At 73.2% G+C, this 25,918-nt stretch carries 26 protein-coding genes; 11 read left to right on the top strand and 15 right to left on the bottom strand.

Annotated elements, in window-relative coordinates:
- Positions 1–128: 128 nt before the first annotated feature.
- Both QT196_RS09665 and QT196_RS09670 read left to right on the top strand, forming a co-directional pair.
- A complete protein-coding gene (locus QT196_RS09665; protein WP_168478498.1) occupies positions 129–845 on the top strand; it encodes a peptidase E in 717 nt (238 codons plus the stop codon).
- A gap of 203 nt (positions 846–1,048) precedes the next feature.
- Positions 1,049–2,284: a glycosyltransferase gene (locus tag QT196_RS09670; protein WP_168478499.1), complete on the top strand. Its 1,236-nt coding sequence runs from the start codon at positions 1,049–1,051 to the stop codon at positions 2,282–2,284.
- A 136-nt stretch (positions 2,285–2,420) separates the two neighbouring features.
- Here QT196_RS09670 and QT196_RS09675 read toward each other — a convergent pair whose 3' ends face one another.
- From QT196_RS09675 to QT196_RS09690, 4 genes are all read right to left on the bottom strand, one after another.
- The gene (locus QT196_RS09675) at positions 2,421–3,650 is read right to left on the bottom strand and encodes an amidohydrolase family protein (protein ID WP_168478500.1); all 1,230 of its coding nucleotides are present in this window, start codon (positions 3,648–3,650) and stop codon (positions 2,421–2,423) included.
- Positions 3,647–5,020, bottom strand: coding sequence for an amidohydrolase family protein (locus QT196_RS09680; protein WP_290354749.1), 1,374 nt, complete (start codon positions 5,018–5,020; stop codon positions 3,647–3,649). Before QT196_RS09680 ends, QT196_RS09675 begins: the two co-directional genes overlap by 4 nt.
- A 12-nt stretch (positions 5,021–5,032) precedes the next feature.
- Entirely contained in the window at positions 5,033–5,926 is an 894-nt protein-coding gene (locus tag QT196_RS09685) for an SDR family NAD(P)-dependent oxidoreductase (protein WP_168478501.1), read from the bottom strand.
- A gap of 124 nt (positions 5,927–6,050) precedes the next feature.
- Positions 6,051–6,848 carry an acetoacetate decarboxylase family protein gene (locus tag QT196_RS09690; protein WP_168478502.1) on the bottom strand — a complete coding sequence of 266 codons (798 nt, stop codon included), beginning with the start codon at positions 6,846–6,848 and terminating at the stop codon, positions 6,051–6,053.
- 127 nt (positions 6,849–6,975) lie between these two features.
- Between QT196_RS09690 and QT196_RS09695 the strand changes: the two genes are divergently transcribed.
- From QT196_RS09695 to QT196_RS09720, 6 genes are all read left to right on the top strand, one after another.
- On the top strand, positions 6,976–7,608 hold the full coding sequence (locus QT196_RS09695) for a TetR/AcrR family transcriptional regulator (RefSeq protein WP_168478503.1): 633 nt from the start codon (positions 6,976–6,978) through the stop codon (positions 7,606–7,608).
- Between the two features lie 610 nt (positions 7,609–8,218).
- On the top strand, positions 8,219–9,250 hold the full coding sequence (locus QT196_RS09700) for a DEDDh family exonuclease (protein ID WP_266730072.1): 1,032 nt from the start codon (positions 8,219–8,221) through the stop codon (positions 9,248–9,250).
- A 63-nt stretch (positions 9,251–9,313) separates the two neighbouring features.
- Positions 9,314–9,547: a hypothetical protein gene (locus QT196_RS09705; protein WP_006606380.1), complete on the top strand. Its 234-nt coding sequence runs from the start codon at positions 9,314–9,316 to the stop codon at positions 9,545–9,547.
- A 157-nt stretch (positions 9,548–9,704) separates the two neighbouring features.
- On the top strand, positions 9,705–10,592 hold the full coding sequence (locus tag QT196_RS09710) for an SURF1 family protein (protein WP_290354750.1): 888 nt from the start codon (positions 9,705–9,707) through the stop codon (positions 10,590–10,592).
- Positions 10,593–10,647: 55 nt separating this feature from the next.
- Positions 10,648–12,432, top strand: coding sequence for a glycoside hydrolase family 15 protein (locus QT196_RS09715; protein ID WP_290354751.1), 1,785 nt, complete (start codon positions 10,648–10,650; stop codon positions 12,430–12,432).
- Positions 12,433–12,437: 5 nt separating this feature from the next.
- Complete coding sequence (locus QT196_RS09720; protein WP_290354752.1) at positions 12,438–13,193, top strand: SDR family oxidoreductase; 756 nt, start codon at positions 12,438–12,440, stop codon at positions 13,191–13,193.
- Between the two features lie 41 nt (positions 13,194–13,234).
- On the opposite strand, the gene amaP is transcribed toward QT196_RS09720, so the two are convergent.
- The 5 genes from amaP to QT196_RS09745 are packed head-to-tail and all read right to left on the bottom strand — an operon-like array spanning position 13,235 to position 15,621.
- Positions 13,235–13,840, bottom strand: a complete 606-nt coding sequence (gene amaP / locus QT196_RS09725) for an alkaline shock response membrane anchor protein AmaP (RefSeq protein ID WP_290354753.1) — start codon at positions 13,838–13,840, stop codon at positions 13,235–13,237.
- Between the two features lie 7 nt (positions 13,841–13,847).
- Positions 13,848–14,534, bottom strand: coding sequence for a DUF6286 domain-containing protein (locus tag QT196_RS09730; protein ID WP_168478508.1), 687 nt, complete (start codon positions 14,532–14,534; stop codon positions 13,848–13,850).
- The gene (locus QT196_RS09735) at positions 14,531–14,923 is read right to left on the bottom strand and encodes a hypothetical protein (RefSeq protein ID WP_168478509.1); all 393 of its coding nucleotides are present in this window, start codon (positions 14,921–14,923) and stop codon (positions 14,531–14,533) included. The genes QT196_RS09730 and QT196_RS09735 overlap by 4 nt, the downstream gene beginning before the upstream one ends.
- A gap of 6 nt (positions 14,924–14,929) precedes the next feature.
- A complete protein-coding gene (locus QT196_RS09740) occupies positions 14,930–15,124 on the bottom strand; it encodes a hypothetical protein (RefSeq protein ID WP_235470422.1) in 195 nt (64 codons plus the stop codon).
- Positions 15,125–15,159: 35 nt separating this feature from the next.
- A complete protein-coding gene (locus QT196_RS09745) occupies positions 15,160–15,621 on the bottom strand; it encodes an Asp23/Gls24 family envelope stress response protein (protein WP_168478511.1) in 462 nt (153 codons plus the stop codon).
- Positions 15,622–15,840: 219 nt separating this feature from the next.
- Here QT196_RS09745 and QT196_RS09750 point away from each other — a divergent pair, with 219 nt between their 5' ends.
- The gene (locus QT196_RS09750) at positions 15,841–16,578 is read left to right on the top strand and encodes a hypothetical protein (protein WP_168478512.1); all 738 of its coding nucleotides are present in this window, start codon (positions 15,841–15,843) and stop codon (positions 16,576–16,578) included.
- Positions 16,579–16,652: 74 nt separating this feature from the next.
- On the opposite strand, the gene QT196_RS09755 is transcribed toward QT196_RS09750, so the two are convergent.
- From QT196_RS09755 to QT196_RS09780, 6 genes are all read right to left on the bottom strand, one after another.
- Positions 16,653–17,432, bottom strand: a complete 780-nt coding sequence (locus QT196_RS09755) for an enoyl-CoA hydratase/isomerase family protein (RefSeq protein ID WP_168478513.1) — start codon at positions 17,430–17,432, stop codon at positions 16,653–16,655.
- Positions 17,433–17,545: 113 nt separating this feature from the next.
- Positions 17,546–17,767 carry a helix-turn-helix domain-containing protein gene (locus tag QT196_RS09760; RefSeq protein WP_006606369.1) on the bottom strand — a complete coding sequence of 74 codons (222 nt, stop codon included), beginning with the start codon at positions 17,765–17,767 and terminating at the stop codon, positions 17,546–17,548.
- A gap of 335 nt (positions 17,768–18,102) precedes the next feature.
- Positions 18,103–19,701 carry an ABC-F family ATP-binding cassette domain-containing protein gene (locus QT196_RS09765; RefSeq protein ID WP_290354754.1) on the bottom strand — a complete coding sequence of 533 codons (1,599 nt, stop codon included), beginning with the start codon at positions 19,699–19,701 and terminating at the stop codon, positions 18,103–18,105.
- Between the two features lie 670 nt (positions 19,702–20,371).
- Positions 20,372–21,808 carry a hypothetical protein gene (locus QT196_RS09770; RefSeq protein ID WP_266730088.1) on the bottom strand — a complete coding sequence of 479 codons (1,437 nt, stop codon included), beginning with the start codon at positions 21,806–21,808 and terminating at the stop codon, positions 20,372–20,374.
- Between the two features lie 202 nt (positions 21,809–22,010).
- Entirely contained in the window at positions 22,011–23,138 is a 1,128-nt protein-coding gene (locus QT196_RS09775) for an alpha/beta fold hydrolase (protein WP_168478515.1), read from the bottom strand.
- A 124-nt stretch (positions 23,139–23,262) separates the two neighbouring features.
- On the bottom strand, positions 23,263–23,931 hold the full coding sequence (locus QT196_RS09780; RefSeq protein WP_168478516.1) for a class II aldolase/adducin family protein: 669 nt from the start codon (positions 23,929–23,931) through the stop codon (positions 23,263–23,265).
- A gap of 393 nt (positions 23,932–24,324) precedes the next feature.
- Here QT196_RS09780 and QT196_RS09785 point away from each other — a divergent pair, with 393 nt between their 5' ends.
- Both QT196_RS09785 and QT196_RS09790 read left to right on the top strand, forming a co-directional pair.
- Complete coding sequence (locus tag QT196_RS09785) at positions 24,325–25,632, top strand: inorganic phosphate transporter (RefSeq protein WP_168478517.1); 1,308 nt, start codon at positions 24,325–24,327, stop codon at positions 25,630–25,632.
- Between the two features lie 24 nt (positions 25,633–25,656).
- A complete protein-coding gene (locus tag QT196_RS09790; RefSeq protein ID WP_168478518.1) occupies positions 25,657–25,893 on the top strand; it encodes a hypothetical protein in 237 nt (78 codons plus the stop codon).
- The last annotated feature ends 25 nt before the right edge of the window (positions 25,894–25,918 follow it).

A 25,918-nucleotide genomic window follows, 5' to 3' on the forward strand; every position in this document is an offset into this window, starting at 1 on the left:
TCCCGCACCATAAAGGCGTTGACGGGCGTGCCGCTAGGGGTTGTTACTGAGAAGTATGTAAGACGTGCCGTCAGCTGGGCCGCACCGTCCGCCGCCGGCGCCCCCACCACGACCGGAATCGAGGCCCCATGACCGGCGCACCCACCCTCGTCCTGCTCGGCGGCGGCTTCTCCGACGATCCGGACACCCTGCTGGACGATTTCGTACGGGAAACCGCGGGGCGCCCCCGGCCGAAGGTCTGCTTCCTGCCGACCGCGAGCGGCGACGCACCGGGCTACATCGAGAAGTTCCACACGGCCTTCGGGACGCGGGACTGCGAACCGAGCCACCTGGAGCTGTTCCGGCGCACCGTGACCGATCTGCGGGCCTTCGTCCTCGCGCAGGACATCGTCTACGTCGGCGGCGGCAACACCGCCAACATGCTGGCCGTCTGGCGGGTGCACGGCCTGGACGGCATCCTGCGCGAGGCCTACGCGTCCGGAGTGCTGCTGTGCGGCATCAGCGCCGGGGCGTGCTGCTGGTTCGAGTCCGCGTTCTCCGACTCGTTCGGCCCGCCGACGCCGCTCGCCGACGGGCTGGGCCTGCTGCCGGGCAGTCTGTGCCCGCACTACGACAGCGAGCCGGAGCGGCGGCCCGGCTATCTGGCGGCGGTCAAGGACCGTGCGCTGCCCGCAGGCTGGGCGGTCGATGACGGCGCCGCCGGGGTGTTCACCGACGGCCGCCTGGTGGAGGTGGCCACCCGGAAGCCGGGGGCCACCCTCCGCCGGGTGAGCGTCGGGGCGGACGGCGCGGTGACGGAGGTGGCACGGCCGGCGCGGCTGCTGGGGGCTCAGGACCTCGCGTAAAGGCGCAGGGAATCCGCTGCGGGCGGCCGTCGCTTCGCGAGGAGGCCGTCCGGCCAGGGCGGACGGCACACAACAAAGGCAGGGAGGTGCATCTCCCTGCCACTCTCAACCTATAGCGCACCAGGGGGCTTGCGGCAAGACCCGGGTCGTGCCGCAAGATGGGCGGCCGAAACCAGAACCTGGGGAAATGGGGGATTTGCGCTATGCGTGTGGTGTTGTCGACTTGGGGATCGCGCGGGGACGTCGAACCACTGGCCGCGCTGGCGGTGCGGCTGCGGGAATTCGGCGTGGAGGCACAGGTGTGCGCGCCGCCGGACGAGGAGTTCGCGACGCTGCTGGCCGGTGTCGGCGTGGAGCTGGTGCCGCTCGGCCCGTCGGTGCGCTCGGTGGTGACCGGCGAGCGGCCGCCGACGGCGCAGGACGCGTTCCGGCTGGCGCCGGAGCTGGTCGCCGCGCGGTTCGACACGCTCTCCGTGGCGGCCGAGGGGGCTGACGCGCTCCTGGCGACCGGCCTGATGCCGGCCGGCGCACCGGATGTGGCCGAGAAGCTGGGCATCCCCTACGTGTTCGCCTGCTTCCATCCGTTCGGGCTGCCCTCGCGGCACTTCCGTCCAGGGGCGCGGCCCGGCACGCCGTCCCCACAGGAGGAGACCGATCTCAAGGTGCTGTGGGAGCAGGACGGCCGGCGGGTGAACGCGCTGTACGGGGAAGCGCTCAACCGTCACCGGGCGGCGATCGGCCTGCCGCCGGTGGACAGTGTCCGTGACCATGTCCTGACCGGCCGGCCGTGGCTGGCGGCGGACCCGGTCCTGGGCCCGTGGCAGGAGATGACGGAGCTCGACCTGGTGCAGACCGGGGCGTGGATCCTGCCGGACGAACGCCCCCTCCCGGAAGGGCTGGAGGCGTTCCTGGACGACGGGGAACCGCCGGTGTACGTGGGCTTCGGCAGCATGGCCCTGCACATGTCGAAGGACCTCGCCCGGGTGGCCGTCGAGGCGGTCCGCGCGCGGGGCCACCGCGTGCTCCTCGCCCGCGGCTGGGCCGAGCTGGCCCGGATCGACGACCGGGACGACTGTTTCGTCGTGGGCGAGGTGAACCAGCAGGCGTTGTTCGCCCGGGTGGCCGCCGTCGTCCACCACGGTGGCGCGGGCACCACGACGACGGCGGCCCGGGCCGGTGCGCCGCAGGTGGTGGTGCCCCAGATCGCGGACCAGCCGCACTGGGGCGCCCGGGTGGCCGAGCTGGGCATCGGCGCGGTACACGACGGCCCGGCCCCGACCGTCGGCTCCCTGTCGGCCGCGCTCACCACGACCCTGGCCCCGGAGACCGGGGTACGCGCGAGGGCCGTGGCGGGCACGATCCGTACGGACGGGGCGACGCTGGCCGCGAAAATGCTGCTCGACGTGGCCGGCCGGGGAAGGCGGCCCGGGTCCGCGTGAGCCACCGGAAGCGTTGAGCCGGGGACCGGCGGGCGACGGAACAGCACCGGCTTCCGGGGCACGCCGTAAGGAGTGCCCCGGGCCCGCCGCCGGTGGGGCATTCCGCTTCAGTCCGTCGCGCGGCCGGTCCGCCCCCTCACCACACCCGTACCGATCCGCCCCGGGCGAACGCCGGGCTGGTGGCGTCCGGGGGGATCTTTTCCAGGGGCTCGGCGATGTCGGTGACCCTGGGGCCGACGCGGGCGGCGAGGGGGGCGAGGCGGGCGAGGTCGAAGCCGTAGACGCGGGCGGCGTTGGTGCCGAGCATGGCGGCGGTCTCGTCGGCCGGGACGTCGGCGTAGGCGAGGCGGAGGGCCTCGCGGGAGTGCGGGTGGGTGCCTTCGTCGTGGGGGTAGTCGCTGCCCCACATGATCTTGTCGAGGCCGATGCGGTGGCGCAGCGGGACCTCGTGCGGGCGCATGAAGCTGGCGCCGACGAAGCAGTGGTCGCGCCAGATTCCGGCCGGGGAGTCGCCCATGGCGGCGGACAGGCCGACGCCGAACTTGGCCTCGGCGGTGGCGGCCTGGGACGCGGCCGCGACCAGCCGCCCGTGGTAGTAGTCCAGCATGTCCAGGACGCCGGGGATCCATCCGGAGCCCTGTTCGGTGAGGACCAGGCGGAGACCGGGATGGCGGTGGAAGACGCCGCCGAAGATCAGGTGCCACAGGGCCCGGTGGGAGAACCAGGTCGTCTCGACCATGAAGACGGCGCGGGCGGCGGGTTCGTCGCCGAGCGGCGGGGAGGCCGAGCCGCCGTGGTGGTTGACGGGCACGTCCAGTTCCGCGCAGACCGCCCAGAGGGGGTCGTAGTACGTGGAGTGGAGTTCGGGGAGGCCGGAGCCGGGCGGGGTGCCGGGGAGCATGATGCCGCCGGTGAGACCGGCTTCCTTGGTGCGGCGGACCTCCCGTACGGCCTCGTCGACATCGTTGAGGAGGATCTGGGCGACACCGGCGCGGCGGCCGGGGGCCTCGGCGCAGAAGTCGGCGAGCCAGCGGTTGTGGGCGCGCAGGCCCGCCCAGCGCTGCTCGGCGTCCGTGCCGCTGGGCGCGGGGGCCATGAGGGCGGCGCTGGGGAAGAACGGCGGGATGGTGTTCGGGAAGACGACCTCGGCGACGATGCCGTCGGCTTCCAGTTCGGCCAGGCGGCGGGCGGAGTTCCAGTTGCGGTCGGCGGTGTCGGCGAGCAGATCCTCGTGCGGGTTGACGTAGGACGCCGCCCAGGCGTCGAAGGCGTCGTGGTACCGGGACTCCAAGTAGGGCCGGTAGTCGAGGAGGTCGGCGCCGGCGTGGCAGTCGGCGGAGATCACGGTGTAGCGGTCGTCGGTCATTGCGCCCCCAGTACCGGGAAGTCGTGGTCGGTCAGCCAGTGGCGGCCCACCTCGCGGGAGCGGGCCCAGGAGGCCTCGACCGCCGTCTGGTCGGCGCTCTGGCCGAGGTCCGCCGGGGTAGGGCCGATACGGCGGGCCAGCGGGGCCAGCCGCGCGGTGTCGAAGCCGAACGCCTCGGCGGCGGACAGGCCCAGCATCCGGCGGGTCTCGGCGACCGGAATGTCATGGAAGGTCTTCGTCAGCCAGCTTCGGGTGTCGGGCCAGGTGCCTTCGGGGTGCGGGAAGTCGCTGCCCCAGAGGATGTTGTCGACGCCGATCTCGTAACGCTGGGCGAGTTCCCGGCGTTTGGTGTTGGTGGCGCAGACGAAGACCTGCCGGTCCAGGTACTCGTGCGGCGGGCGTGTGAGGGCGGCGAACGGGGAGAGCTTCTTGCCGCCGTGCGCGCCCAGGTAGAGGCGGTCCATGAACCACAGCAGGTTGGGGAGCCACCAGCAGCCGGACTCGGCGACGCCGAAGCGCAGTCCTGGATGGCGTTCGAAGACCCCGGACCAGAGCAGGAACCACAGGGGGCGGGCGGGCCACCAGGTCACCTCGGAGACATAGATCCCGAGGTGGTCGCCGTACTCGTGGCGGGGTGCCGCCCCGGAGTGGGTGAGCACCGGCATCGCGCACTCGGCGGCCGCCGCCCACACCGGGTCGTAACGGCGGTCGTGGTACGGCTCCTTGTCGACCCACATGGACGGGATCATCAGGGCGCCGAGCCCGGACTCCTTGGCACGGTGAATCTCGGCCACGACCCGGCCGGTGTCGGCGGTGACCGGCAGCAGGGCCACCCCGCAGTGCCGTTCGGGGTGCCCGGAGACGAAGTCGGCGAGCCAGCGGTTGTGCGCCTGGGCACCCGCCATGCCGAGGTCCGGGTCCTGGTCGCCGGAGAGGCCGAGGCCGACGCCGAAGGGGGCCGCGGTGCCGCTGTCGACGGCGTCCGCGTCGGGGAAGACGACTTCCGCCGCCACCCCGTCGCCGTCGAGCTCCTTCAGGCGCTGGGCGGGGTCCCAGCCGCCGCGCAGGCCCTCCTCGTGGTCCTGGAACCAGCGGGCGGCGAAGGCCTCGTTGCGGATGCCGAGGCGGGTGGCCGCCGCGCGGCGGGCGTCCCGTTCGCCGAGGAACGTGTCGAAGGCGCGGTGGAAGCGGGCCTCCAGGTAGGGGCGGTACTCCTCGGTGGGGAGCCCGGCGTGGCAGTCGGAGGAGATGATCAGGTACGGATCGTCCGGGCCGGGACGGGTGTCCGGCCGTTCCGCGGGGGCTTGTGGGTCCGTAGGGGCCTGTGGGTCAGGAGCCTGTGGGTCGGTAGCGGCCTGTGGGTCCGTCATGGCGAACCTCCCTCAGTCGTCCGGGTCGAGGATGAAGTGCTCCAGGTAGTCGGGGGCGGTGCGGCCGAGCATCGAGGCGGACCGCGCGCGGATCTGTGCGTCGGTGTGCGCGGCGGGCGGCAGCAGCCAGAAGCGGTCCGCCCGTACGCCGTCCACGACCTGCGCGGCGACGTCCTCGACAGGGGTGAAGGCGACGTCCTGCCCGGCCTCCTTCATGGCCGCCTCCCACTGCGCCAGGCTGCGGTACGGCGTACGGCGCGGCCGGGACTTGGCGTAGCGCGCGGGCCGGTTGCGGTGCGACTCCCACAGGCCGGTGCGGAGCATGTGCGGGCCGGGGAAGAGCACCGAGGCACCGATGGGGGCGCCCTCGGCCTTGAGGTGGGCGTAGAGCGATTCGGTCATGGTCACCACGGCCGCCTTGGTGACGGCGTAGACGGACGCGGTGGGCAGCGGGGCGACGCCACCGTCCGTGGAGGAGGTGTTGACGACATGGCCGGGGCCGCCGCCCGCCAGCATCCGGGGCACAAAACACTGGATGCCGTGGAAGACGCCCCAGACGTTCACCGCGAACGCCCAGGCCCAGTCGTTGGGCTCGTGTTCCCACATCCGCCCCTCGGCGCCGGAGCCCACCCCCGCGTTGTTGCACAGCAGATGGACGGCCCCGAAGGCGTCGTACGCGGCGTCAGCGAGGGCGGCGACCTCCTCGCGCACCCCGACGTCCGCGGTGCGCGCCAGGACCCGGGCGCCGTCCGCGGTCAGCTCGTCGGCGGCGGCCCGCAGCGGCTCCTCCTCGACGTCCGCGAGGACCACCCGCAGCCCCTCCGCGGCGAAGCGGCGCGCCATGGCCAGGCCGATACCGCTCGCGGCGCCGGTGACGACCGCGACCTGTCCCGCTGTCAGCTCCATGCCCGCTCCCCTCGCCGGGCCGCTCGGGACGGCAGGGCCGCTCGGGACGGCCGGGGGGTTCGGGACGGCAGGGGGACTCGGGACGGGCTGGAGGCTCGGCGTCGCGCTCCGGGCAGGACCGGCATCAGGCGCTCCCCTCGGGCGGCCCGTCGAGGATCTGCTGCGGATCGTCGTAGCGCTGGTGGATGTACGGCAGCAGGGACTCGGCACTGACCCGCTCGACGACCCGGCCCTGCTGGTCGGTGGTCTTCTCGCCGAGGGTGAGCTCGACGAGGGTGTGTACGGGGAGGTCGGCGACGGGGTCGTACATCGACTCGCGCAGCACGACATCGCCGGTGATCCGCTCCAGCCTGCGGACCTTCTCGTGGCGCAGGCAGTGCACCAGCACCGGGTCGAGGTCTAGGCCCGAACCGTCCACGGCGGGCAGGAACTTGAAGTAGAAGTCGGTCTTCCTGGCCGGCTCGGGGACCGGCAGCGGTCCGCTCACCGCGCCGCGAACCTCGACGAAGGCGATGCCGTGCCGGGCGAGCGCGGCGCGCACCACCGGGCCGTCGCGGTCGACGGTGACCTCGCCCAGTTTCTTGGGTTCGCCGAAGACCTCCCGCCCGCCGGTCAGGGCCCGCTCATGGGTCATCGGCATCACCAGCGGATACCAGCCCTCGACGCCGCGGTGGGCGGCGGCGACGGCGACCGAGCCGGCGCCCAGGGGGTAACCGGGCAGCTCGACCTTGCTGATGGTGGCCCGGACCAGCGGGCGTCCGGTGGGTTCGAGGGGCGGCGGCAGCACGGCCGCGACCGCGTCCGGGTCGCTCTCCCACACGGCGACCACACCGGTGGACCAGATCTCGGGGAGCCGGGAGCTCGCGGTGCGTGCCGCGGTGATCTCCGCCGCGGTGCGGGCTCCGTAGCGTATGCGTGCCATGGCGTACCACCCTTCGTCGTCGGTGACTTGCGGGGGTCGTGCGAGGCGTCTGTAACACTGTTACACCGAGCGGGATGAAGGGTAAAGGGCTGTGTGCGTACGGGAGTTGAGGGATAGTGGGGGGAATATGACACGTACCGCGCTGACCAGCGAAGAGGTCCTGACGACCGCCGCCCGGCTGGTGCGGGCGGACGGCCCCGGCGCGCTGACCATGCGCCGCCTCGCCACGGAACTGGGCACCGCCGTCACCTCGATCTACTGGCACGTCGGCAACCGCGAGTCGCTGCTGGACGCCCTCGTCGAACGCACCGTCCGGGAGATGGGCGAGATCCACCCCACCGGGGACACCCCGCGCGCCCGCATCGTCTCCGTCGCCCGCGCTCTGCACTCGGCGCTGCGCGAGCGCCCGCAGCTGATCGCGATGGTGCACGAACGCGGCCTGACGGAACGGATGTTCCTGCCCGCGCAGCAGGCGCTGGTCCATGAGATGCACGCCGCCGGGCTGCGCGGCGAGACGGCCGCCGAGGCGGTGCGGGCGATCCAGTTCCAGGTCGTCGGCTTCGTCCTGGTCGAGCGCAACCGCGAGCGGTCACCCGAACAGCATCCGAGCGAGGGCGAACTGTGGGACTCCCCCACCGCCGAACACGACCCGGCACTGGCCCGCGCACTCGCCGGTCCGGCCGACACCGGGCGCCTGTTCACGGTCACGCTGGAGGCACTGGTGGGCTCGCTGCTCGCCCCTGGGGTGGCCGGCTGCTGAACGGGGGTGGGGTGGGCGGGCGGTGACCGTCGGCGGCTTGGGGCCTCACTCCCGGCCGGGGGTCGCGGGGGCATACGGGTGGGTCGGTGGCAGCCGGCCGGGCCCACTGCCGCCCGTTCGTGTGATTCTCGCCGGGGGCCACGGGAGGGGCGTTTTGCCTGCTTCCTTTCGGGGGTTCCCGTATACCCCCTTTCTCCGGGGTGTTGTTCGGCCATTCCGGGTGGCTGGCTTTTTTCGTTGGGCAGGTCCGGCTTCTTGGGGCAGGCCCGCTTTCTGGGCAACTTCGCTGCCTGGGGGCGGGCCCGCTTCCCACGCCTCCTCCTAGGGGCCTGCTGTTTTTTCCCCGCCGCCCACCCCCCTTCGGGGGGTGGGCGGGTCAGGTGGGCACCCCCAGACCCCAACCCCCAGCCCCAGACCCCGCACCGCCCCGAACCAGAACAGACCGGACCGGACCAGGTAACCCCCCGGAGCCCCCGCCCCGCCCCGCCCCCCCACACCCCGTCAACTCCCCCACCCACCCGCAATCTGCGGGAGCGCCAGGAGTGTCTCCCTCCGGTGTGGTCCGATGCGGTTCGGTGGCTGTCAGTGGTGGCCCGTATCCTCAGGGACCATGCTCGAAGACCGCATGGCAGCAGCCGCCGACCCGATCGCGCCGAAGATTGGGCAGCAGCCGGGCCCGCAGACGCCGCCGGCTCCCTGGCCCGCCGCGTATCCGCAGGGATACGCGGTGGTCGACGTCGAGACCACGGGCCTGGCCCGCGACGACCGGATCATCTCGGCAGCCGTGTATCAACTCGACGCCCAAGGCGACGTCCAGGACCACTGGTACACCCTCGTCAACCCGCAGCGGGACCCCGGGCCGGTCTGGATCCACGGGCTCACGAGCGCCGTGCTCGCCGATGCCCCGCTCTTCCCGGAGATCGTCCCGGAGCTGTCCCGGCGCCTGGAGGACCGGGTGCTGGTCGCGCACAACGCCATGTTCGACTGGTCGATGATCGCCCGCGAGTACGCCCGCGCCGCGGCGACCGCCCCCGTGCAGCAGCGGCTGTGCACCATCGCCCTGTCCAAGGAACTGCGGCTGCCGCTGCCCAACCACAAGCTGGAGTCCCTCGCCGCCCATTACGGCGTGGTGCAGGAGCGCGCCCACCATGCGCTCGATGACGCCCGGGTGCTGGCCGAGGCGTTCCGCCCGAGTCTGCGGCGCGCCGCGCAGGAGAATGTGCGGCTGCCGCTGCTCAGCTGCCAGCCGCTGACGGAGTGGTCGGACGCCCCCGCGCCCCGGCAGCATGCCGCCGCCTCGTCCTACCGCCCCACGTCCTGGCGGCCGTCCCGTAAGCGCCCGGCGTGCCCGTACCCCAACCCGGGGCGCTACGAGTCCGGCGGCCGGCTGATCCAGGGGATGCGGGTGGCCTTCTCGGGTGACACGTCGGTGGACCGTGAGCTGCTGGAGGACCGGGCGATCGAGGCGGGCCTGCATGTCGCCACGAGCGTGTCCCGGCTGACCAGCCTGCTGGTGACCAACGACCCCGACGCCCGGACCTCGAAGACCGCCAAGGCCGCCTCGTTCGGCACGGTCGTCATCGACGAGGCGGCCTTCATGCAGCTGCTCCAGGACGTGGCCCCGGCGCCTGCGTCCGGGTGAAGCCCGCCCAACACACCCGTCGGCACCGCGCCGCGCACGGGCGGCGCCCGCAATCTGTGGCGCATGGCACGTTGTGAGGTCTGCGGAAACGAATACGGCATGACGTTCGAGGTGCACGCGCAGGGCGCGGTGCATGTCTTCGACTGCTTCGCCTGCGCCATCCACCGCATGGCGCCGATCTGTGAGCACTGCCGCTGCCAGATCATCGGGCAGGGCGTCGAGGCCGACCAGAAGTGGTACTGCGGCGCGCACTGCGCCCGCTCGGACGGCCGCGTGGGCATCGTCGACCGGGTCTGAAGCAGGGCTGAACCCGGGCTGAACCCGGGGTGGCCACCGGACCGGCCCGGGCGGACCGGCCCGGCACTCCCCGGCTGCCTCCCCCGGCGGGCGCCGGCGGTACCCGCAGGGGGACCCCCGGCTCGGCGGTCCCGGCGCCCCAGGTACCGTCGAAGCCGTGTACCGCTTCCTGTTGTCCCGGCAGTGGGTGATCCTCACCCTCGTGGGTCTTGTGCTGATCCCCGTCATGATCAAGCTGGGCTACTGGCAGCTCCACCGCCATCAGCACAAGGTGGCGCAGAACGCGCTGATCGCGCGCAGTCTCGCCGACGACCCGGTTCCGGTCACCACGCTGGCCGCCCCCGGCCGGGAGCTGCCCCGGCGCGACATGTGGCGCACGGTCACCGCCACCGGCACCTACGACACCGCCCACGAGGTCGTGGTTCGCCAGCGCACCGCCGCCGACGAGCAGAGCATCGGCTATTACGTGGTGACCCCGCTGGTCCTCGGCGACGGCCGGGGCGTGCTCATCAACCGCGGCTGGGTCTCGGCCGGCAACGACCTCACCAAGTTCCCGGACGTCCCGGCCGCCCCCCGCGGCAAGGTCACCGTCACCGGCCGGATGATGGCCGACGAGACCACCGCCGCCAGCGGCATCAAGGACACCAAGGGCCTGCCGGCCCGCCAGGTCATGCTGATCAACAGCTCGGAGCAGACGAAGCGGACCGGCCGCCCGATGCTCGGCGGCTATATCGAGCAGACCACGCCCAAGTCGCCCGGCAACACCCCGGAGCTGGTCCCCGAGCCGGACCACGACTCCATCGGCCCGCACATGGCCTACGCCATCCAGTGGTGGCTGTTCGCCGCCGCCGTGCCGGTCGGCTGGATCGTCCTCGTACGCCGCGAGCGCCGCGACCGGGCGGCCGCGGCCAAGGAGGCCCAAGAGGCCCGGGAGGCCGGGGCCACCGCGGCCGCGGGCGACGGCGGGCGGACCGCGGAACCCGCCGGTTCCGGGGAGACCGAGGCAGCCGGCGACGAGGCGACGCCGGCCCCGGCCGGCCCGTAACCCGGACGGCCGTCACCATCGCGTAGCGCACCCTCCGGGCGGGAAGGGGCGCTGAGTGCACCCACGTATCGAGGACTATGCGCTCATCGGCGATCTTCAGACCGCCGCACTCGTCGGCCGCGACGGGTCCATCGACTGGCTGTGCCTGCCGCGCTTCGACTCCGGCGCCTGCTTCGCCGCCCTCCTCGGCGGCAAGGACAACGGCCACTGGGGGCTCGCCCCCTGCTCCCCCGACGCCCGCGCCCAGCGCTCCTACCGCGGCGACTCGCTGATCCTCGACACCGTCTGGGAGACCCCCACGGGCAGTGTCCGGGTCACCGACTTCATGCCGCAGCGGGACCGGGCGCCCGACGTCGTACGGATCGTGGAGGGCCTCAGCGGCAGCGTCGAGATGCGCGGGGTGCTGCGGCTGCGGTTCGACTACGGGCGGGTGGTGCCCTGGGTGCGCGCCACCGAGGGCTGCCGGGTGGCGATCGCCGGACCGGACTCGGTGTGGCTGCGCACCCCGGCCGAAAGCACCACCTACGGCAAGGACTTCAGCACCCGCTCGGACTTCACCGTCGCCGCGGGGCAGCGCGCCGCGTTCGTGCTGACCTGGCATCCCTCGCACGAGCCCCGGCCGACCCAGATCGAACCGTTCACGGCGCTCCAGGACACCCTGGACGACTGGCACGACTGGTCGGCGCGCTGCCGCTACAAGGGGCCGTACCGCGAGGCCGTGATGCGCTCGCTGATCACCCTCAAGGCCCTCACCTACGCGCCCACCGGCGGCATCGTGGCGGCCCCCACCACCTCGCTGCCCGAGGAGCTGGGCGGCGTACGCAACTGGGACTACCGCTACTGCTGGCTGCGTGACGCCAGCCTCACCCTGAACTCCCTGCTCTCCGCCGGATATCTGGAGGAGGCCGGCGCCTGGCGGGACTGGCTGCTGCGCGCGGTGGCCGGCGCCCCCGACGACCTTCAGATCATGTACGGGCTGGCCGGTGAGCGGCGGCTGCCGGAGGCCGAGCTGCCGTGGCTGACCGGGTACTGCGACTCCGCGCCCGTACGCATCGGCAACGCCGCCGTCGAACAGCGGCAGCTCGATGTCTACGGCGAGGTCCTCGACTCCTTCCACATCGCCCGCTCGGCCGGACTGCCCGCCGAGCAGCACGCCTGGAGCATCCAGCGGGCGCTGGTGGACTACCTGGAGTCCACCTGGCGCGACCCCGACGAGGGGCTGTGGGAGATCCGCGGGCCGCGCCGGCACTTCGTGCACTCCAAGGTCATGGCCTGGGTCGCGGCCGACCGGGCGGTGCGGGCGATCGAGGCGTATCCGAAGTTCGGCGGGGAGGCCGACCGCTGGCGGGCGATGCGCGACGAGGTCCGCCGCGAGGTGTGCGAGCGCGGCTACGACGCCGACCGCGGCACCTTCACCCAGTTCTACGGCTCCCGGGAACTAGACGCAGCGACCCTGCTGATCCCCCGTGTCGGCTTTCTGCCGGGGGACGATCCACGGGTCCTCAGCACCATCGACACGGTGCGCCGGGAGCTGACGCACGACGGTCTGGTACGCCGTTACAGCACCGAGGGCATCGCGGTCGACGGGCTGCCGGGCGGCGAGGGCACCTTCCTGGTCTGCTCGTTCTGGCTCGCCGACGCGCTCCGGCTGAGCGGCCGGCGGGCCGAGGCCCAGGAGATGTTCGAGCGGCTGCTGGGGCTGCGCAACGACGTGGGGCTGCTGTCCGAGGAGTACGATCCGGCCGCCCGGCGCCAGCTGGGCAACTTCCCGCAGGCCTTCAGCCATATCGGCCTGGTGGGGACCGCCTTCGGCCTCCAGGACGGAGCCCGGGCACACTAGGGGCCATGGATCTTGGACTCACCGACCGGACGTACCTCGTCACCGGGGCGACCCGTGGCCTCGGCTTCGCCACCGCCCGTGAACTGGTCGCCGACGGCGCCCAGGTCGTGCTCACCGGACGCACCGAGGAGAGCGCGGCCGCGGCGGCCGCCTCGCTCGGCGAGCGGGCCCTGGGCATCGCGGCCGACAACGCCGACCCGGAGACCCCCGGCCGCCTGATGGCGGCGGCCCGGGAACGCTTCGGCCGGCTGGACGGAGTGCTCATCAGCGTGGGCGGCCCGGCACCCGGCACCACCGCCGACAACACCGACGCACAGTGGCAGTCGGCCTTCGAGTCGGTCTTCCTCGGCGCGGTACGGCTGGCCCGCGCGGCCGCTGCCGAGCTGCCCGAGGGCGGGGTGATCGGTTTCGTGCTGTCCGGCTCGGTGTACGAGCCGATCGGCGGACTGACCATCTCCAACGGGCTCCGCCCCGGTCTCGCCGGTTTCGCCAAGTCGCTCGCCAACGAGCTCGGGCCGCGCGGCATCCGCGTACTCGGCGTCCTGCCGGGCCGGATCGCCACCGACCGGATGACCCAGCTCGACGCGCGCTCCGGCGACCCCGAGGGGTCCCGCGCCCGCAACTGCGCCGCGATCCCGCTGGGCCGCTACGGCCGGCCGGAGGAGTTCGGCAAGGCCGCGGCCTTCCTGCTGTCACCGGCCGCGTCGTACATCAACGGGGTGATGGTGCCGGTGGACGGCGGGGCCCGGCACGGGTTCTGACGCGCGGCGGACGGCGGCCTCCGCGCCGTCGTCCCAAGGCCCTAACTGACCCGCTCGGGCCGGTGCTTGACCGCGCGCAGCCGGACCTCGGCCGGCAGCCGGTCCAGCCCTGCCGAGCGGCGGGCGTGCGCCATCGCCTCGTCCGACAGCCGCCGGACGACGGTCCCCGGGTCGGCGTGCGGGGCGAGCGCCAGCACGGCCCGCACATGCGGCTCACCCCGGCGGCCGGTCAGCAGCACACCGGCCCCGTCGACGCCGTTCAGCGCCTCCGATTCGGCCGTCAGGGCGGCCTCCAGGGCCCGGCCGCGCAGCTGGGCGCCCTCGCCGTCGCCGCTGTCGACGAGGATCTCGGTCAGCCGGTGCCGCCGGAGCTGGGTCAGCAGCCACCACAGCATCAGCAGCAGGAAGACGGCGAGCGCGGCGATGACGACGGGCCACCACCAGCCCTGGTCCGTCCAGCGGGTGCGCTGCCGTGCGGGGAGCAGCACCTGGTCGGGGCGGGACCAGGGCCAGCCGGCGGGCAGGCCGAGGTGCCATTTCGCGGGCAGATCGAAGCCGCCGAACAGCACCAGGCCGCCCACCCCGAACAGCACCACACCGATCAGCCCCAGCAGCACCCGGTTGACCCTTCCGCGGCCTCTGCGCATCGCTCGCTCACCTCTTCTTCGGGCGCCGGACGTCCACGGTCAGGCGGAGCTCGTGCGCCAGGCCCAGCTGCCGCAGCCCCTCACCGAGCGAGGTGTCGAGGTCGGCGCGGACCTCGTCCAGTTCGCGGAAGTGTGAGACGGCGTGCGTCTTGGCCTTGCGGCGGCTGACGGCCACCCGTACGGACTGCACGCCGGCGACCTCCATGGCCCGGTCGCGCAGCACCAGCGCGGCGGCCGCACGGTCCAGCCCGGCCCGGGTGTCCGGTGCCGCCGGCCGCATCGGCAGCACCTGGCGCAGTCCGGGGGTGACGGCCGAGACGACCAGCCAGATGCCGAGCACCACGGCCAGCGCGGCGGCGCCCAGGACCCAGGGGTTGTCGAGGTGACGGGTGCCCAGTTCGCGGGCCAGCCACCGGCGCCAGGTCATCGCGGGACGGTTGGCGCGTACCGCGGCCACGTCGTAGAGCAACAGGCCCGCGGCGGCCAGCAGCACCAGTGCCACCAGGGCGGCCGGCACCCGGCGGGCCGACCGGAAGCGCCGGATCCGGTGGTGGTCGGCGGCCCCCGTGCCCGGGGCGTCCTCGGCGGCCGGTGTCGCCCCGTCCGCCCCGCCCGTCCCTTCCGTCCCGTCCGGCGTCTTGTCGAGCGTGGGCAGCCGCCGGGTGTCGGACCGCTCCGCGTCCTCGTCGCTCATCGCACCCTCCCGCGCTCCGTACGGTCCAGCAGCGGGGAGTGCAGCCGCTCGACCTCCACCGCGACCTCGGGCACCGTCATGTTCGCCAGCTCCGTCACCCGTTCGGTGACCCGGCGGCGCACCACCCGGCACTGTCCGCCGATGTCGGAGGGGTAGCCCAGCTCCACGGCGATCCGCACCCGCGCCTCGCCGAAGTGTTGACGGTCGTCGCGCCGGTGCACGGTCACCGTCGCATGGGCGTCCGTGCGGGCGCGCGGGGACTCCGCGCGCAGCGCCTCCCGGGCGGCCCGTGCGGCGATCTTCGCCACCACCCGGTCCGCGATTCTGGTCGCGCCCCGCTCACCCGCCGGTACGGCGGTGGCAGCGGCGGCCGGGGACACCGTCGCCACCCGGCTTCACCGCCGCCGGTCGCGGTCGCCGCCGCGCGGACGGAAGAAATCGCCGGCTTCAAAGTCCCCGTCGAGGAACCTGCCGGCCACGAACCCGATGGCGCCCAGCGCCGCCACCAGGAGGAAGGCGCCGAAACCACCGAAGTATCCGGCGAAGCCCAGCGCCATACCGGCCAAGAGGCCGCCCACGGCCATACTCATCGTCGCTCCTTCGCTGCCACTCCGGACGCGTCCGGCTATTGGAGCCGTGGCTCCGATTCCTCTTCTTCGTCTGCCTCGTCGGGCAGCTTGACGTCGCTGACCGCGATATTGACCTCGACGACCTCCAGGCCCGTCATCCGCTCCACGGCGGAGATGACGTTCTCCCGGACCGACCGTGCGACATCGGCGATGGCGACTCCGTAATCGACCACGATCTCCAGGTCCAGCGCGGTCTGCACCTCGCCGACCTCGGCCTTGACACCCCGGGTCGCGGTCGCGGACCTGCCGCCGCCGGGCACCCGGTCCCGGACGGCGCCGAGCGTACGGGCGAGGCCGCTGCCCATGGCATGCACGCCGATGACGTCCCGGGCCGCCAGGCCGGCGATCTTCTCCACGACACCGTCGGCGATGGTGGTCCGCCCCCGGGTCGCGGGGTCGCCGCCGCCCCGTTTGGCGGGCGTCCTGGGCGCCTCTGCGTGCTGCTGGCTCTCGCTCATCGCCGTATCCCTTTCCGCGGGGAGAAGCGGTCCGCCCGCTCCGATTCCCACAGTAGGTCGGGTGTCTCCGGCCCGCCCCGGGGATGTGGCAGGCGAGTGCTCCCTACGGCGCCGCCGGGCCCACCGCCCTGCCGTGCGGGCGGGTCTGCGGCAGGCTGGGGGCGTGGTCCGGGACGTGTCCGGAACCGTCCGGGGACCTTCCGGGAAAGGGGTGACGCGGTGGCCGGGAACCAGTTGGCGCAGACGGTCCGCAGACAGCTCGGGATCGGCCGGCTGCTGCCGCTCGGCGGGCCCGCGGACGGGTCGTGGATCACCGAGCAGGCGGCCACCGGGGCGCTGCGGGCGTCCGCCGGTACCCCGGCCGGTGTCCGCCTCGGCTCGCTGCGGCTGTCCGTCGCCGACCCCGGCCACGCCCCGGAACCGGCGGTGCCGGCGCCGCCGAGCGCGCTGCCGCCCGGCCCGCTGCGGATCGAGGCGGAGTTCGCCGCGGTGGCCGACCGGCCGCTGCCCGTACTCGCCGACCAGGTGCGCGCCGCACTGCTGGAGGCGTCGATCCAGGGGCTGGGGCTGGTGGTGGGCGTGGTGGATCTGCGGGTCAGCGGCCTGCTGGAAGCGGACGAGGCCACGGCGGAGGGCGCGTCAGCCGGTTCCGCGCCCCAGGAGGAAGTACCGCCCACCGCGCCCGCGACGGGTGAGCGGACCGGTGCGACGCAGGAGGGCGCGGCGGGCGTCGCCGCCGTCGCGCGGGGCGTCGCGGGCGTGGCCCGGCTGGCGCCGGTGCTCGGCGGTGCGTCCCGTCCGGTGCGGCTCACCGACGGGCATGCCCTGATCCAGCTGGCGACCGCGCCCGGTCACCGGGCGCTGGATGTGGCCTGCGCCGTACGGCAGGCGGTGGCGGCCGCGCCGCCCACGGTCTCGACGGTCGCGGTGCTGGTCACAGCGGTGGACCGGACCTGATGAGCCGGCCCGGCCGGGCACTCCGTGGGAGCGCGGCCGGGCAGCTCGGGCAAGTGAAGGTATGGGGCGGGGAACTACTCCCCCACGCCCGCGAGGTCACGCAGCCGGCGCGCCTGGGCGGCCCGCTCGGCGCGGCGCTGCTCCTCGTACGTACGGCCCGCGGCACCGGCCAGCAGGGCCTTGGTCTCGATGACGGCATCGCGCGGCGCGGCGGTGAGCGCGGCCGCCAAATCGGCCACGGTGGCGTCGAGTTGGTCGCCGGGCACCACGAGGTTGGCGAGGCCGATCCGCTCGGCCTCCTCGGCGTGCACAAAGCGCCCGGTGGCGCAGATCTCCAGCGCGCGGGCGTAGCCCACCAGCCCGACCAGGGGGTGGGTACCGGTCAGGTCCGGTACGAGCCCGAGGCTGGTCTCGCGCATGGCGAACTGGACGTCCGGCGCGACCACCCGCAGATCGCAGGCGAGCGCCAGCTGGAAGCCGGCACCGATGGCATGCCCCTGCACAGCGGCGATGGACACCAGGTCGGTGCGCCGCCACCAGGTGAACGCTTCCTGGTACTCGGCGATGGTGGCGTCCAGTGCCTCGTCCGTGCCGCGCGCAAGATCGATGAACGACGGCTCGCCGTCGAAGCCTTCGGGCGTGAACGCCTGACGGTCGAGGCCCGCGGAGAAGGACTTGCCCTCACCACGCAGCACCGCGATCCGTACGTTTCCCGGCAGCAGCGACCCCGCTTCGGCAAGCGCCCGCCACATGGCCGGCGACTGCGCGTTGCGCTTGGCCGCGTTGGCGAGGGACACCGTGGCGATCGCACCGTCCACGGTGAGCCGCACACCGTCCTTGTCGAGCAGAGTCATGAGCGCCTCCGAGTCAGCCAGCCGCACCTGCGTGCGTAAGTGACTGAACGGTAACCTCCCGGTCGACTGCTCGGTCGACCGGGGGGACACCGCTGCACCCGGAGTCGCGGCCGTCAGGCCGATGCGGCCTTCTTGCCCCTCGTGGCTCCGCCGCGACCGCGCAGGACCACACCGGATTCGCTGAGCATCCGGTGCACGAATCCGTAGGAGCGGCCGGTTTCCTCGGCCAGCGCCCGGATGCTCGCACCGGAGTCGTACTTCTTCTTCAGGTCTGCCGCGAGCTTCTCGCGCGCGGCGCCGGTTACCCGGCTGCCCTTCTTCAGAGTCTCGGCCACCCGTGCCTCCTCGTGGGAAGTGCGCTCTGGACTCTCATGATCACCCCTCCCCGGCTTCCTGGCCACCCATTCCGCAAGGTCGATGCGACATCGTTTGCCGGCGGAGGCCCGAAAACACGGGCCGGAATGCCTCATTCCGGCTGTGCCGGAGGCCGCCCGCGTCCGGCCGTCCGCGAGAAGTGGCAGGTCAGGTGGTGTGTGACCGAAAAGGCAACGGCCGGGCCCCAAGGACCCGGCCGTAGGCCGCAGACTCGCCGGTGTACGAGCCGTTCTCACTCAGATGATGGATCACACATCGGCCGAATGATCCATACGGCATGATCCATCCGCCGCGGTCAGGCCAGCGCGACCAGATCCGCGTAGTCCTGGCCCCACAGGTCCTCGACGCCGTCGGGCAGCAGGATGATGCGCTCCGGCTCCAGTGCGTCCACCGCGCCCTCGTCGTGCGACACCAGGACCACCGCGCCCGTGAAGGTGTGCAGCGCGCCGAGGATCTCCTCGCGGCTGGCCGGGTCGAGGTTGTTCGTGGGCTCGTCGAGGAGCAGCACGTTGGCGGAGGAGACGACCAGCGTCGCCAGGGCGAGGCGGGTCTTCTCGCCGCCGGAGAGCACCCCGGCGGGCTTGTCGACGTCGTCGCCGGAGAAGAGGAAGGAGCCCAGCGTCTTACGGATGGCGACCAGGTCCATGTCCGGGGCGGCCGAGCGCATGTTCTCCAGGACCGTGCGGTCCGGATCCAGGGTCTCGTGCTCCTGGGCGTAGTAGCCGAGCTTCAGGCCGTGACCGGGACGGACCTCGCCGGTGTCCGGGGTCTCGACGCCGGCCAGCAGCCGCAGCAGGGTGGTCTTGCCCGCACCGTTGAGGCCGAGGATGACGACCCGGGAGCCCTTGTCGATGGCCAGGTCGACGTCGGTGAAGATCTCCAGCGAGCCGTAGGACTTCGACAGGCCCTCGGCGGTGAGCGGGGTCTTGCCGCACGGCGCCGGGTCCGGGAAGCGCAGCTTGGCGACCTTGTCGGAGACGCGCTTGGCGTCCAGCCCGGCCAGCAGCTTGTCGGCACGCTTGGCCATGTTCTGCGCGGCGACCGTCTTCGTGGCCTTGGCCCGCATCTTGTCGGCCTGCGAATTCAGCTGCGCGGCCTTCTTCTCGGCGTTCGCACGCTCGCGCTTGCGGCGCTTCTCGTCGGCCTCGCGCTGCTGCTGGTAGAGCTTCCAGCCCATGTTGTAGATGTCGATCTCGGAGCGGTTGGCGTCGAGATAGAAGACCTTGTTCACGACGGTCTCGACCAGGTCGACATCGTGGGAGATCACGATGAAACCGCCGCGGTAGGTCTTCAGGTAGTCGCGCAGCCAGACGATCGAGTCGGCGTCGAGGTGGTTGGTCGGCTCGTCGAGCAGCAGGGTGTCGGAGTCCGAGAACAGGATCCGGGCCAGCTCGACGCGGCGGCGCTGACCACCGGAGAGCGTGTGCAGCGGCTGGCCGAGGATGCGGTCGGGCAGCCCGAGGCTGGCGGCGATGGTCGCGGCCTCCGCCTCCGCGGCGTACCCGCCCTTGGTCAGGAACTCCGTCTCCAGGCGCTCGTACTTCTTCATCGCCTTGTCGCGGGTGGCGCCCTTGCCGTTGGCCATCCGGTCCTCGTTCTCCCGCATCTTGCGGAGCACGGAGTCCAGATCACGGGCGGACAGGATGCGGTCGCGGGCGAGCACGTCCAGGTCGCCGGTGCGCGGGTCCTGCGGAAGGTAGCCGACATCGCCGGAGCGGGTGACCGTGCCGGCGGCGGGCATGCCCTCGCCCGCCAGCACCTTGGTCAGGGTGGTCTTGCCGGCGCCGTTACGGCCGACCAGGCCGATGCGGTCGCCCTTGGCGATACGGAAGGAAGCGGACTCGATCAGAATGCGGGCGCCGGCGCGCAGCTCAAGGCCAGAGGCGGTGATCACGGGAAAAGCTCCAGGGTCAGGAAGACGGCGGGTTGGACGGACGGTCCGAGGGCGAGCTGCGCCGTCTAATGAACCCAAGGGAGAACTGCCATGGGAGGCAGTCTAACGTTCCCGCGCAAGTCGTTTCTCCTCCCACGTTTTCGGCTGGCCCGCCGTGGTTGTTGCTCGCCGTTCCGCTGCGCTTTGCCTCGGTCGACGTTTTTGGCTTTCCCGCCGTGTGGGACCTCGCCGTTGCGCCTGCGGCGGGCGGTCCGCTGCGCGGGGCTGTCGGGGTGCGGTGACGGGCCTGCGCGGGTGGGGGTTTCCGGACTGCTTCGCTTTACGTCCGGAAACCCCCACCCGCGCAGGCCCGTCCCCTCCCGTTGAGGGGTGGGAAGAAGGCCGGTGGGGGACCCGTAAGTGGTCCGGTGCGCCTCGCCGATCGCAGTGCCTCGTAGATCGCAGTGAACAGCTCCGTCGCACTGACACGGCTACGGCGGCCAGCCCCCACCCACCTGCACCCACTCCCCCAACGGGAGGGGACGGGCCGGAGGGGCCTGGTGTGTGGACGTAAAGCGAAGCAGTCCACACACCAGGCCCCGGAGGTCCGTCACCGCACCCGACAACCACCCGGCCCGCCGCAGGCGCAACGGCGAGCAACACCCACGGCGGGAAAGACAAAAACGTGGGATCAGACCCCACCCGTGTGGACTTGGAAGGCCGCGCGCCGTACCGCCTTGGCGAGGGCCGGGTCGGGGTGGGCTGCGGCCAGGGCTACCAGGACCTGGACGGTTCTGGGGTGGCCTACGGCGCGGACCTCCTCCAGGAGGCGTGGGACGGAGCCCTGGACGGCCGAGTCGAGGTGGCGGACGAGCAGCTGGGTCTCGCCGTGGTCGGCGACGGCCGCGGCGGTGTCCACCCACAGCCAGGTGGACTCCTCGCGGGTGAGCACATCGGGCGCGGTCTCCGGGTCGCCGCCCTCGTGCTCGACCAGCCACAGCAGGGCGTACGGCCGCAGGCCCGGCTCGTCGGCGGCGGCCCGTACGGCGGCCTCGGCGGGGGCGCCGACCGCCCGCAGTGCCTCGAAGGCCAGACCGCGCAGCAGCGCGTCCTCGCCGCGGGCCACGGTCAGCAGCTCCTCGACGGCCGCGCCGACGGAGCGGGCGGCGAGCCAGGCCCGGTATTCGGCGCGGGCCGGGCCCGGGGTGAGCCGGGCGCAGCCGCGCAGCATCGCCTCCGCGGACTGTTCGATGTTGCCGGCCGGGCTCTGCGCGGCCACACAGATCTGCTCCAGCTTGACCCATACCGACCAGTTGCCGAGCGGCGTCAGCTGCGCCTCGGACGCATCGTGCGCGGCCTCCGCGCCGTCCGGCGGCACCAGCGCGCCGACGGTCCGCAGGGCGTCCAGCGCCCAGTCCAGCAGCGCGGCCAGCGACGCCCCCGCGGCGTCGCCGGCGGCCGCGGCCTCGTCGGGGCCGCCGGGGTCCTGGCCGTAGGGGACCTCGCAGCGTTCGGTGCGCAGTTCGGCGACGCGCTGGTCGAGCATGTCGAGCAGCACCGGCAGCCGCACGGGGCCGGCCGACAAATGCAGCAGGGACAGCAACTGCGGCAGCGCCTCGACGACTTCGGCGACTATCGCGGGGCCGGCGCCGGCCGGTGCGGGGCGGGCCAGCGACCAGGCGTCGAAGAGCGCGACCCAGCCGCGCAGCACGGCGGTGTCGTCGCGGTCCCAGGCGCGCAGCCGCCAGCCGGGGCGGGCGAGGCCGTCGTGGAGTTCGACGAGGCCGGCCAGCCGGGCCCGGTCCCAGTCGATGCGGACCTGGTGCGGCGTCAGGCCCAGGGCCTCGGCGGCGCGTTCCGCGGCGGCCTTCGGCAGCGCTCCGTCGGGACCGGCGCGCAGGCTGCCGCCGGCGGCGCCGGCACCGACGCTGTCGGCCCAGCGGGCGAGCCGGGCGGCGCCGGCCAATACGGCACGGGCCTGGCGGGCCAGTTCCGCGGGCGGCGGCGTGCCCTCGGGCGGGCGGGGCGCCGGACGCTTGGCCCGGGTTGTCACCGCCCGGCGGGCGGCCGCAACCGGTTGACGGGGGACGAGTCGGAGCCGGGAGTCGCGCGGAGTACGGGACGTCACAGGAGCAGTGTTGCCGCTGTCGGCCCGAAAGCCCAATCGGAACCCGGCTTGCGATCTGACACGGCCGTGTCATCTCGCCGACCCATCCCTGATGAGGGGAGTTGTCCCCCCGTATACCCGGGAGATGCCCGGGAGCCATCGGGCGCCGGGCCTGGTGGAGGGGGCGGTCGGCGGCGGAGCCGGCGTTCGGGCCGGGCCGGTGCTACATGAGCGGCGTGAGGAAGCGCCGCAGCGCTTCTTCGTAGCCCGAGGGGTCGGCGTTCCACATCGCGGCGTGCGGGGCGTGCGGGACCGGCTGAAGCGTGACCAGGTCGGCCCGGCGGGCGGCGAAGGAGCGGGACGCGGTCCAGGGGGCGATCACGTCGTCGGGCCCGTGGAAGAGCAGTGTGGGAATTTCCAGCTCGTCGGGGTCGACGGCGTCGGCGGGGTGGCCGAGGGGCACTCCGATGCTGCCCTCGGCGGCGCGTACCACCAGCGGCAGCAGGGCGCGCGGGATCCGCCGGGCGCCGGCCAGCGCGCGGACCGTGGCGTTCCGGTCGAGGACCGGGGAGTCCAGGACCAGACCGCTGATCCGGTCGCGGAGCGCGGAGTGGGTGGCGGCGCGCAGTGCCATGGTCGCGCCGGTGGACCAGCCGTGGAGGACGACGTTCCGGGCGCCGTAGCGCAGGGCGTAGCGGATCGCCGCGTCCAGGTCGCGCCACTCGGTGTCGCCGAGGTGGTTGACGCCGTCGACGGTGCGCGGGGCGCCGAGGTCGTTGCGGTAGGACAGGTCGAGGACCGGCAGCCGGTGGCGGTGCAGGAACGGCATGACCACCATGGGGTGTTCGCGGGTGGTGCCCAGGCCGTGTGCGGTGATGACCCAGGTGTCGCGGACGCCGGGGACGAACCACGCCGGGAGGGAGCCGAGTTCGCCGGGGATGTCGACGTCGGCGCAGTCCAGGCCGAGGGCGTCCCGGGGGTTGCCGAGGTGCACCTGGGGGGTGAGCCGCATCCGGTTGCCCGGCCCGAGGGTGCCGTGGGTGACCCGTACCAGGCGGCGGACGACCGCGTCGGCGGGGTGCGGGACACCGTGGACGACGTCGCCGAGCACCGCATGGCAGCCGGAGCCGGTGAGCCCGTAGGTGCCGGGGCGCAGGGACGCCAGGCTGCGGGTGAGGGCGATGCGCTCCTCGGTGGCGGAGTGCACGGTGAGGCGGGAGTCGCCCGGGAAGGGCTGGTCCGGCGATGGTTTCAGGGCAATGTCACTGGCGTACCGGCCGACCGCCACGGCGGCCGCCCCGGCTCCTATCACGGTGATGGCGGCCACGGCCGCCGCAGTACCCAGGCGCACCTCACCAGTGTGCGCAGCGGTGCCGGGGGCGGCCACCGGGCGGAGTCGGGCGGGTGACCGGGCGGGGCGCCGGGCGGGCCCGGGGCGGCGGACGGGGTACGGGCCGCCGCCCCGGGACGGGCGGTCAGCTCCGGTCGCGGCCCTGCTGGCCGTAGCCGCGCAGCCGGCCGCCGGCCGCGTCGAGCTGCCCGGCGGACAGCAGGTTCGGCGTGCGGCCCGGTACGGAGCTCGCGGCGAGCCACACCCGGCACATCCATTCCAGCTGGGCGGTGCGGTCCAGTGCCTGGTCGAGGCTGTCGCCGTAGGTGATCGTGCCGTGGTTCTCCAGCAGACAGCCGGTGCGGTCGCGGAGCGCCTCGCGCATGTTCGCGGCGAGCTCGTCGCTGCCGTACAGGGCGTAGGGGGCGACGCGGACGGGGCCGCCGAGCGCCGCGGCCATGTAGTGGACCGGCGGGAGTTCGGGGACCAGGGTCGAGACGGCGGTGGCGTGCGGGGCGTGGGTGTGGACGACGGCGGTGGCCGTGGTGGTGCGGTAGACCGTCAGATGCATCGGGAGTTCGCTGGTCGGCCGGAGCGCGCCGATGATCTGGCGGCCTTCGAGGTCGACCGCGGTGGTGTCGCCGGGGCCGAGCCGGTCGTAGGGGACGCCGCTGGGGGTGACCAGGACCAGGTCCCTGATACGGCGCGAGACATTGCCCGAGGTGCCGACGACCAGGCCGTCGGTGACCGTTCGGCGGGCGGTGGCGACCAGTTCGCTCCAGGCGGCGGCGAGGTCGTCGGGGTGGTCCTTCATGGGTCCTCCGGCGCGGTGCGGCGAATGCGGATGCGGATGCGGTGCGCGACACCGTACGAGCGGGCCGGGGCACCGTACGTCGTGGTTCCGTCCGCACGGTATCCGCCAGATGGGGACACCTGCGCAGGTGCCGTGAACTGACCTGATTCGAGTTCTCCCGGGTGGCTCGCCCTTACCGTCGAGGGGGATCCACGACCAGCGGGGACCGCGGGGAACGGCTCGTCGGTGAAGCGCACGAAGTTCGCCAACGGGTGATGCGGAAGTGACGCCAGAGGCGCCTCCGCGTGAACACTGCGGTGGTGTCACCGACGCGCCCGTCCCAGTTCATCTTCCGTTCACCCGCTCTCCGTACGGTCCCAGCGACACTGACCTTCGAACTGATTGCCTGGGTGAATGGAACACATCACGCTTCTCATCGGGATCGTGATCGTCACGGCCTTGGTGTTCGACTTTACGAACGGCTTCCACGACACGGCCAACGCGATGGCCACCACCATTTCCACCGGGGCCTTGCGACCCAAGACCGCGGTGGCGATGTCGGCAGTCCTCAACCTCGTCGGCGCGTTCCTGTCCGTTGAGGTGGCCAAGACCATCTCCGGGGGGATCATTGACGAGGCCGCCGGCATCAGACCTGAAGTGATCTTCGCCGGCCTGGTCGGCGCGATCGTCTGGAACCTGCTGACCTGGCTCGCGGGTCTCCCCTCCAGCTCTTCCCACGCCCTCTTCGGCGGTCTGATCGGCGCGACCCTGGTGTCCGTCGGCACCCACGGTGTGCACGGTGACGCCGTTGTGATGAAGGTCCTGATCCCGGCGGTGGCCGCCCCGATCGTCGCCGGCCTGGCCGCGATGGCGGCGACCCGGCTCACCTACCGGCTGACCCGCAACCGCGACGAGGCGGACACCGCCAAGGGCTACCGCGCGGGGCAGATCGCCTCCGCCGCCCTGGTCTCCCTCGCCCACGGCACCAACGACGCCCAGAAGACGATGGGTGTGATCACGCTCGCGCTGATCACCGGCGGAGTGGTCGCCCCGCACGCCGACCCGCCGCTGTGGGTCATCGCCTCGGCCGGTGTCGCCATCGCGCTCGGCACGTACCTGGGCGGCTGGCGGATCATCCGCACGATGGGCAAGGGCATCACCGACATCCAGCCGCCGCAGGGCTTCGCCGCCCAGACCGGCGCCGCGGCCACCATCCTGGCCTCCTCCCACCTCGGCTTCGCGCTCTCCACCACCCAGGTCTGCTCCGGCTCCGTGATGGGCTCGGGCCTGGGCCGCAAGGGCGGCGTGGTGCGCTGGTCCACGGCCGGCCGGATGGTCCTCGCCTGGGGCCTGACGCTGCCGGCCGCCGGTGCGGTCGCCGCGGGTGCCGCGTTCCTCGCCGGTCAGGGCGACTGGGGCGTGGCGGCGGTGGCGGTCCTCGGACTGGGCATCTGCGGCGCGATCTGGGCCGCCTCCCGGCGCAAGCCGATCGACCACACCAACGTCAACGAGGGTGCCGCGGCCGAGCCGGTGGGCGTGGTGACCGCCGCGCTGCGCACCGTCTCCCCGCCCCCGGCGGGCCAGCAGGCCCCGGCGGCCGACGCCCCGGAGACCGACGCCGCTGCGGCCGACGCCCCGGAAGCCGCCGGGATTCCGGCCCAGGCGTCCGGCGCCGACACCTCCACCACCCCGCGTGCCAAGGCCGCGACGGTCACCCGCTAGCTGTCATCACCTAAGGAAAACTCCATGAGCATCGACTGGGCAGCTCTCGGCCAGGTCTTCGGCGTGACCCTCGTGGTGACGGTCGGGATCGTGGGCCTGTTCACCGTCGGCATCGCCGGCACGTCCCGCAAGGCGGGCCAGGAAGGTGCGGCCGCCGCGGTCGCCGCACCGGGTACGGGCGCACGGACCGGCGCGATGGCCGCCTTCGGCCTCTGCGCGGTGGCGGTGGCCTATGGCATCTATCTGATCGTGGCCGGCTGACGCCGCCGCCACGACGGACCGGGTG

Origin of the sequence: Streptomyces sp. P9-2B-2, assembly GCF_030406865.1 — a bacterium.
Taxonomy (GTDB): domain Bacteria; phylum Actinomycetota; class Actinomycetes; order Streptomycetales; family Streptomycetaceae; genus Streptomyces; species Streptomyces platensis.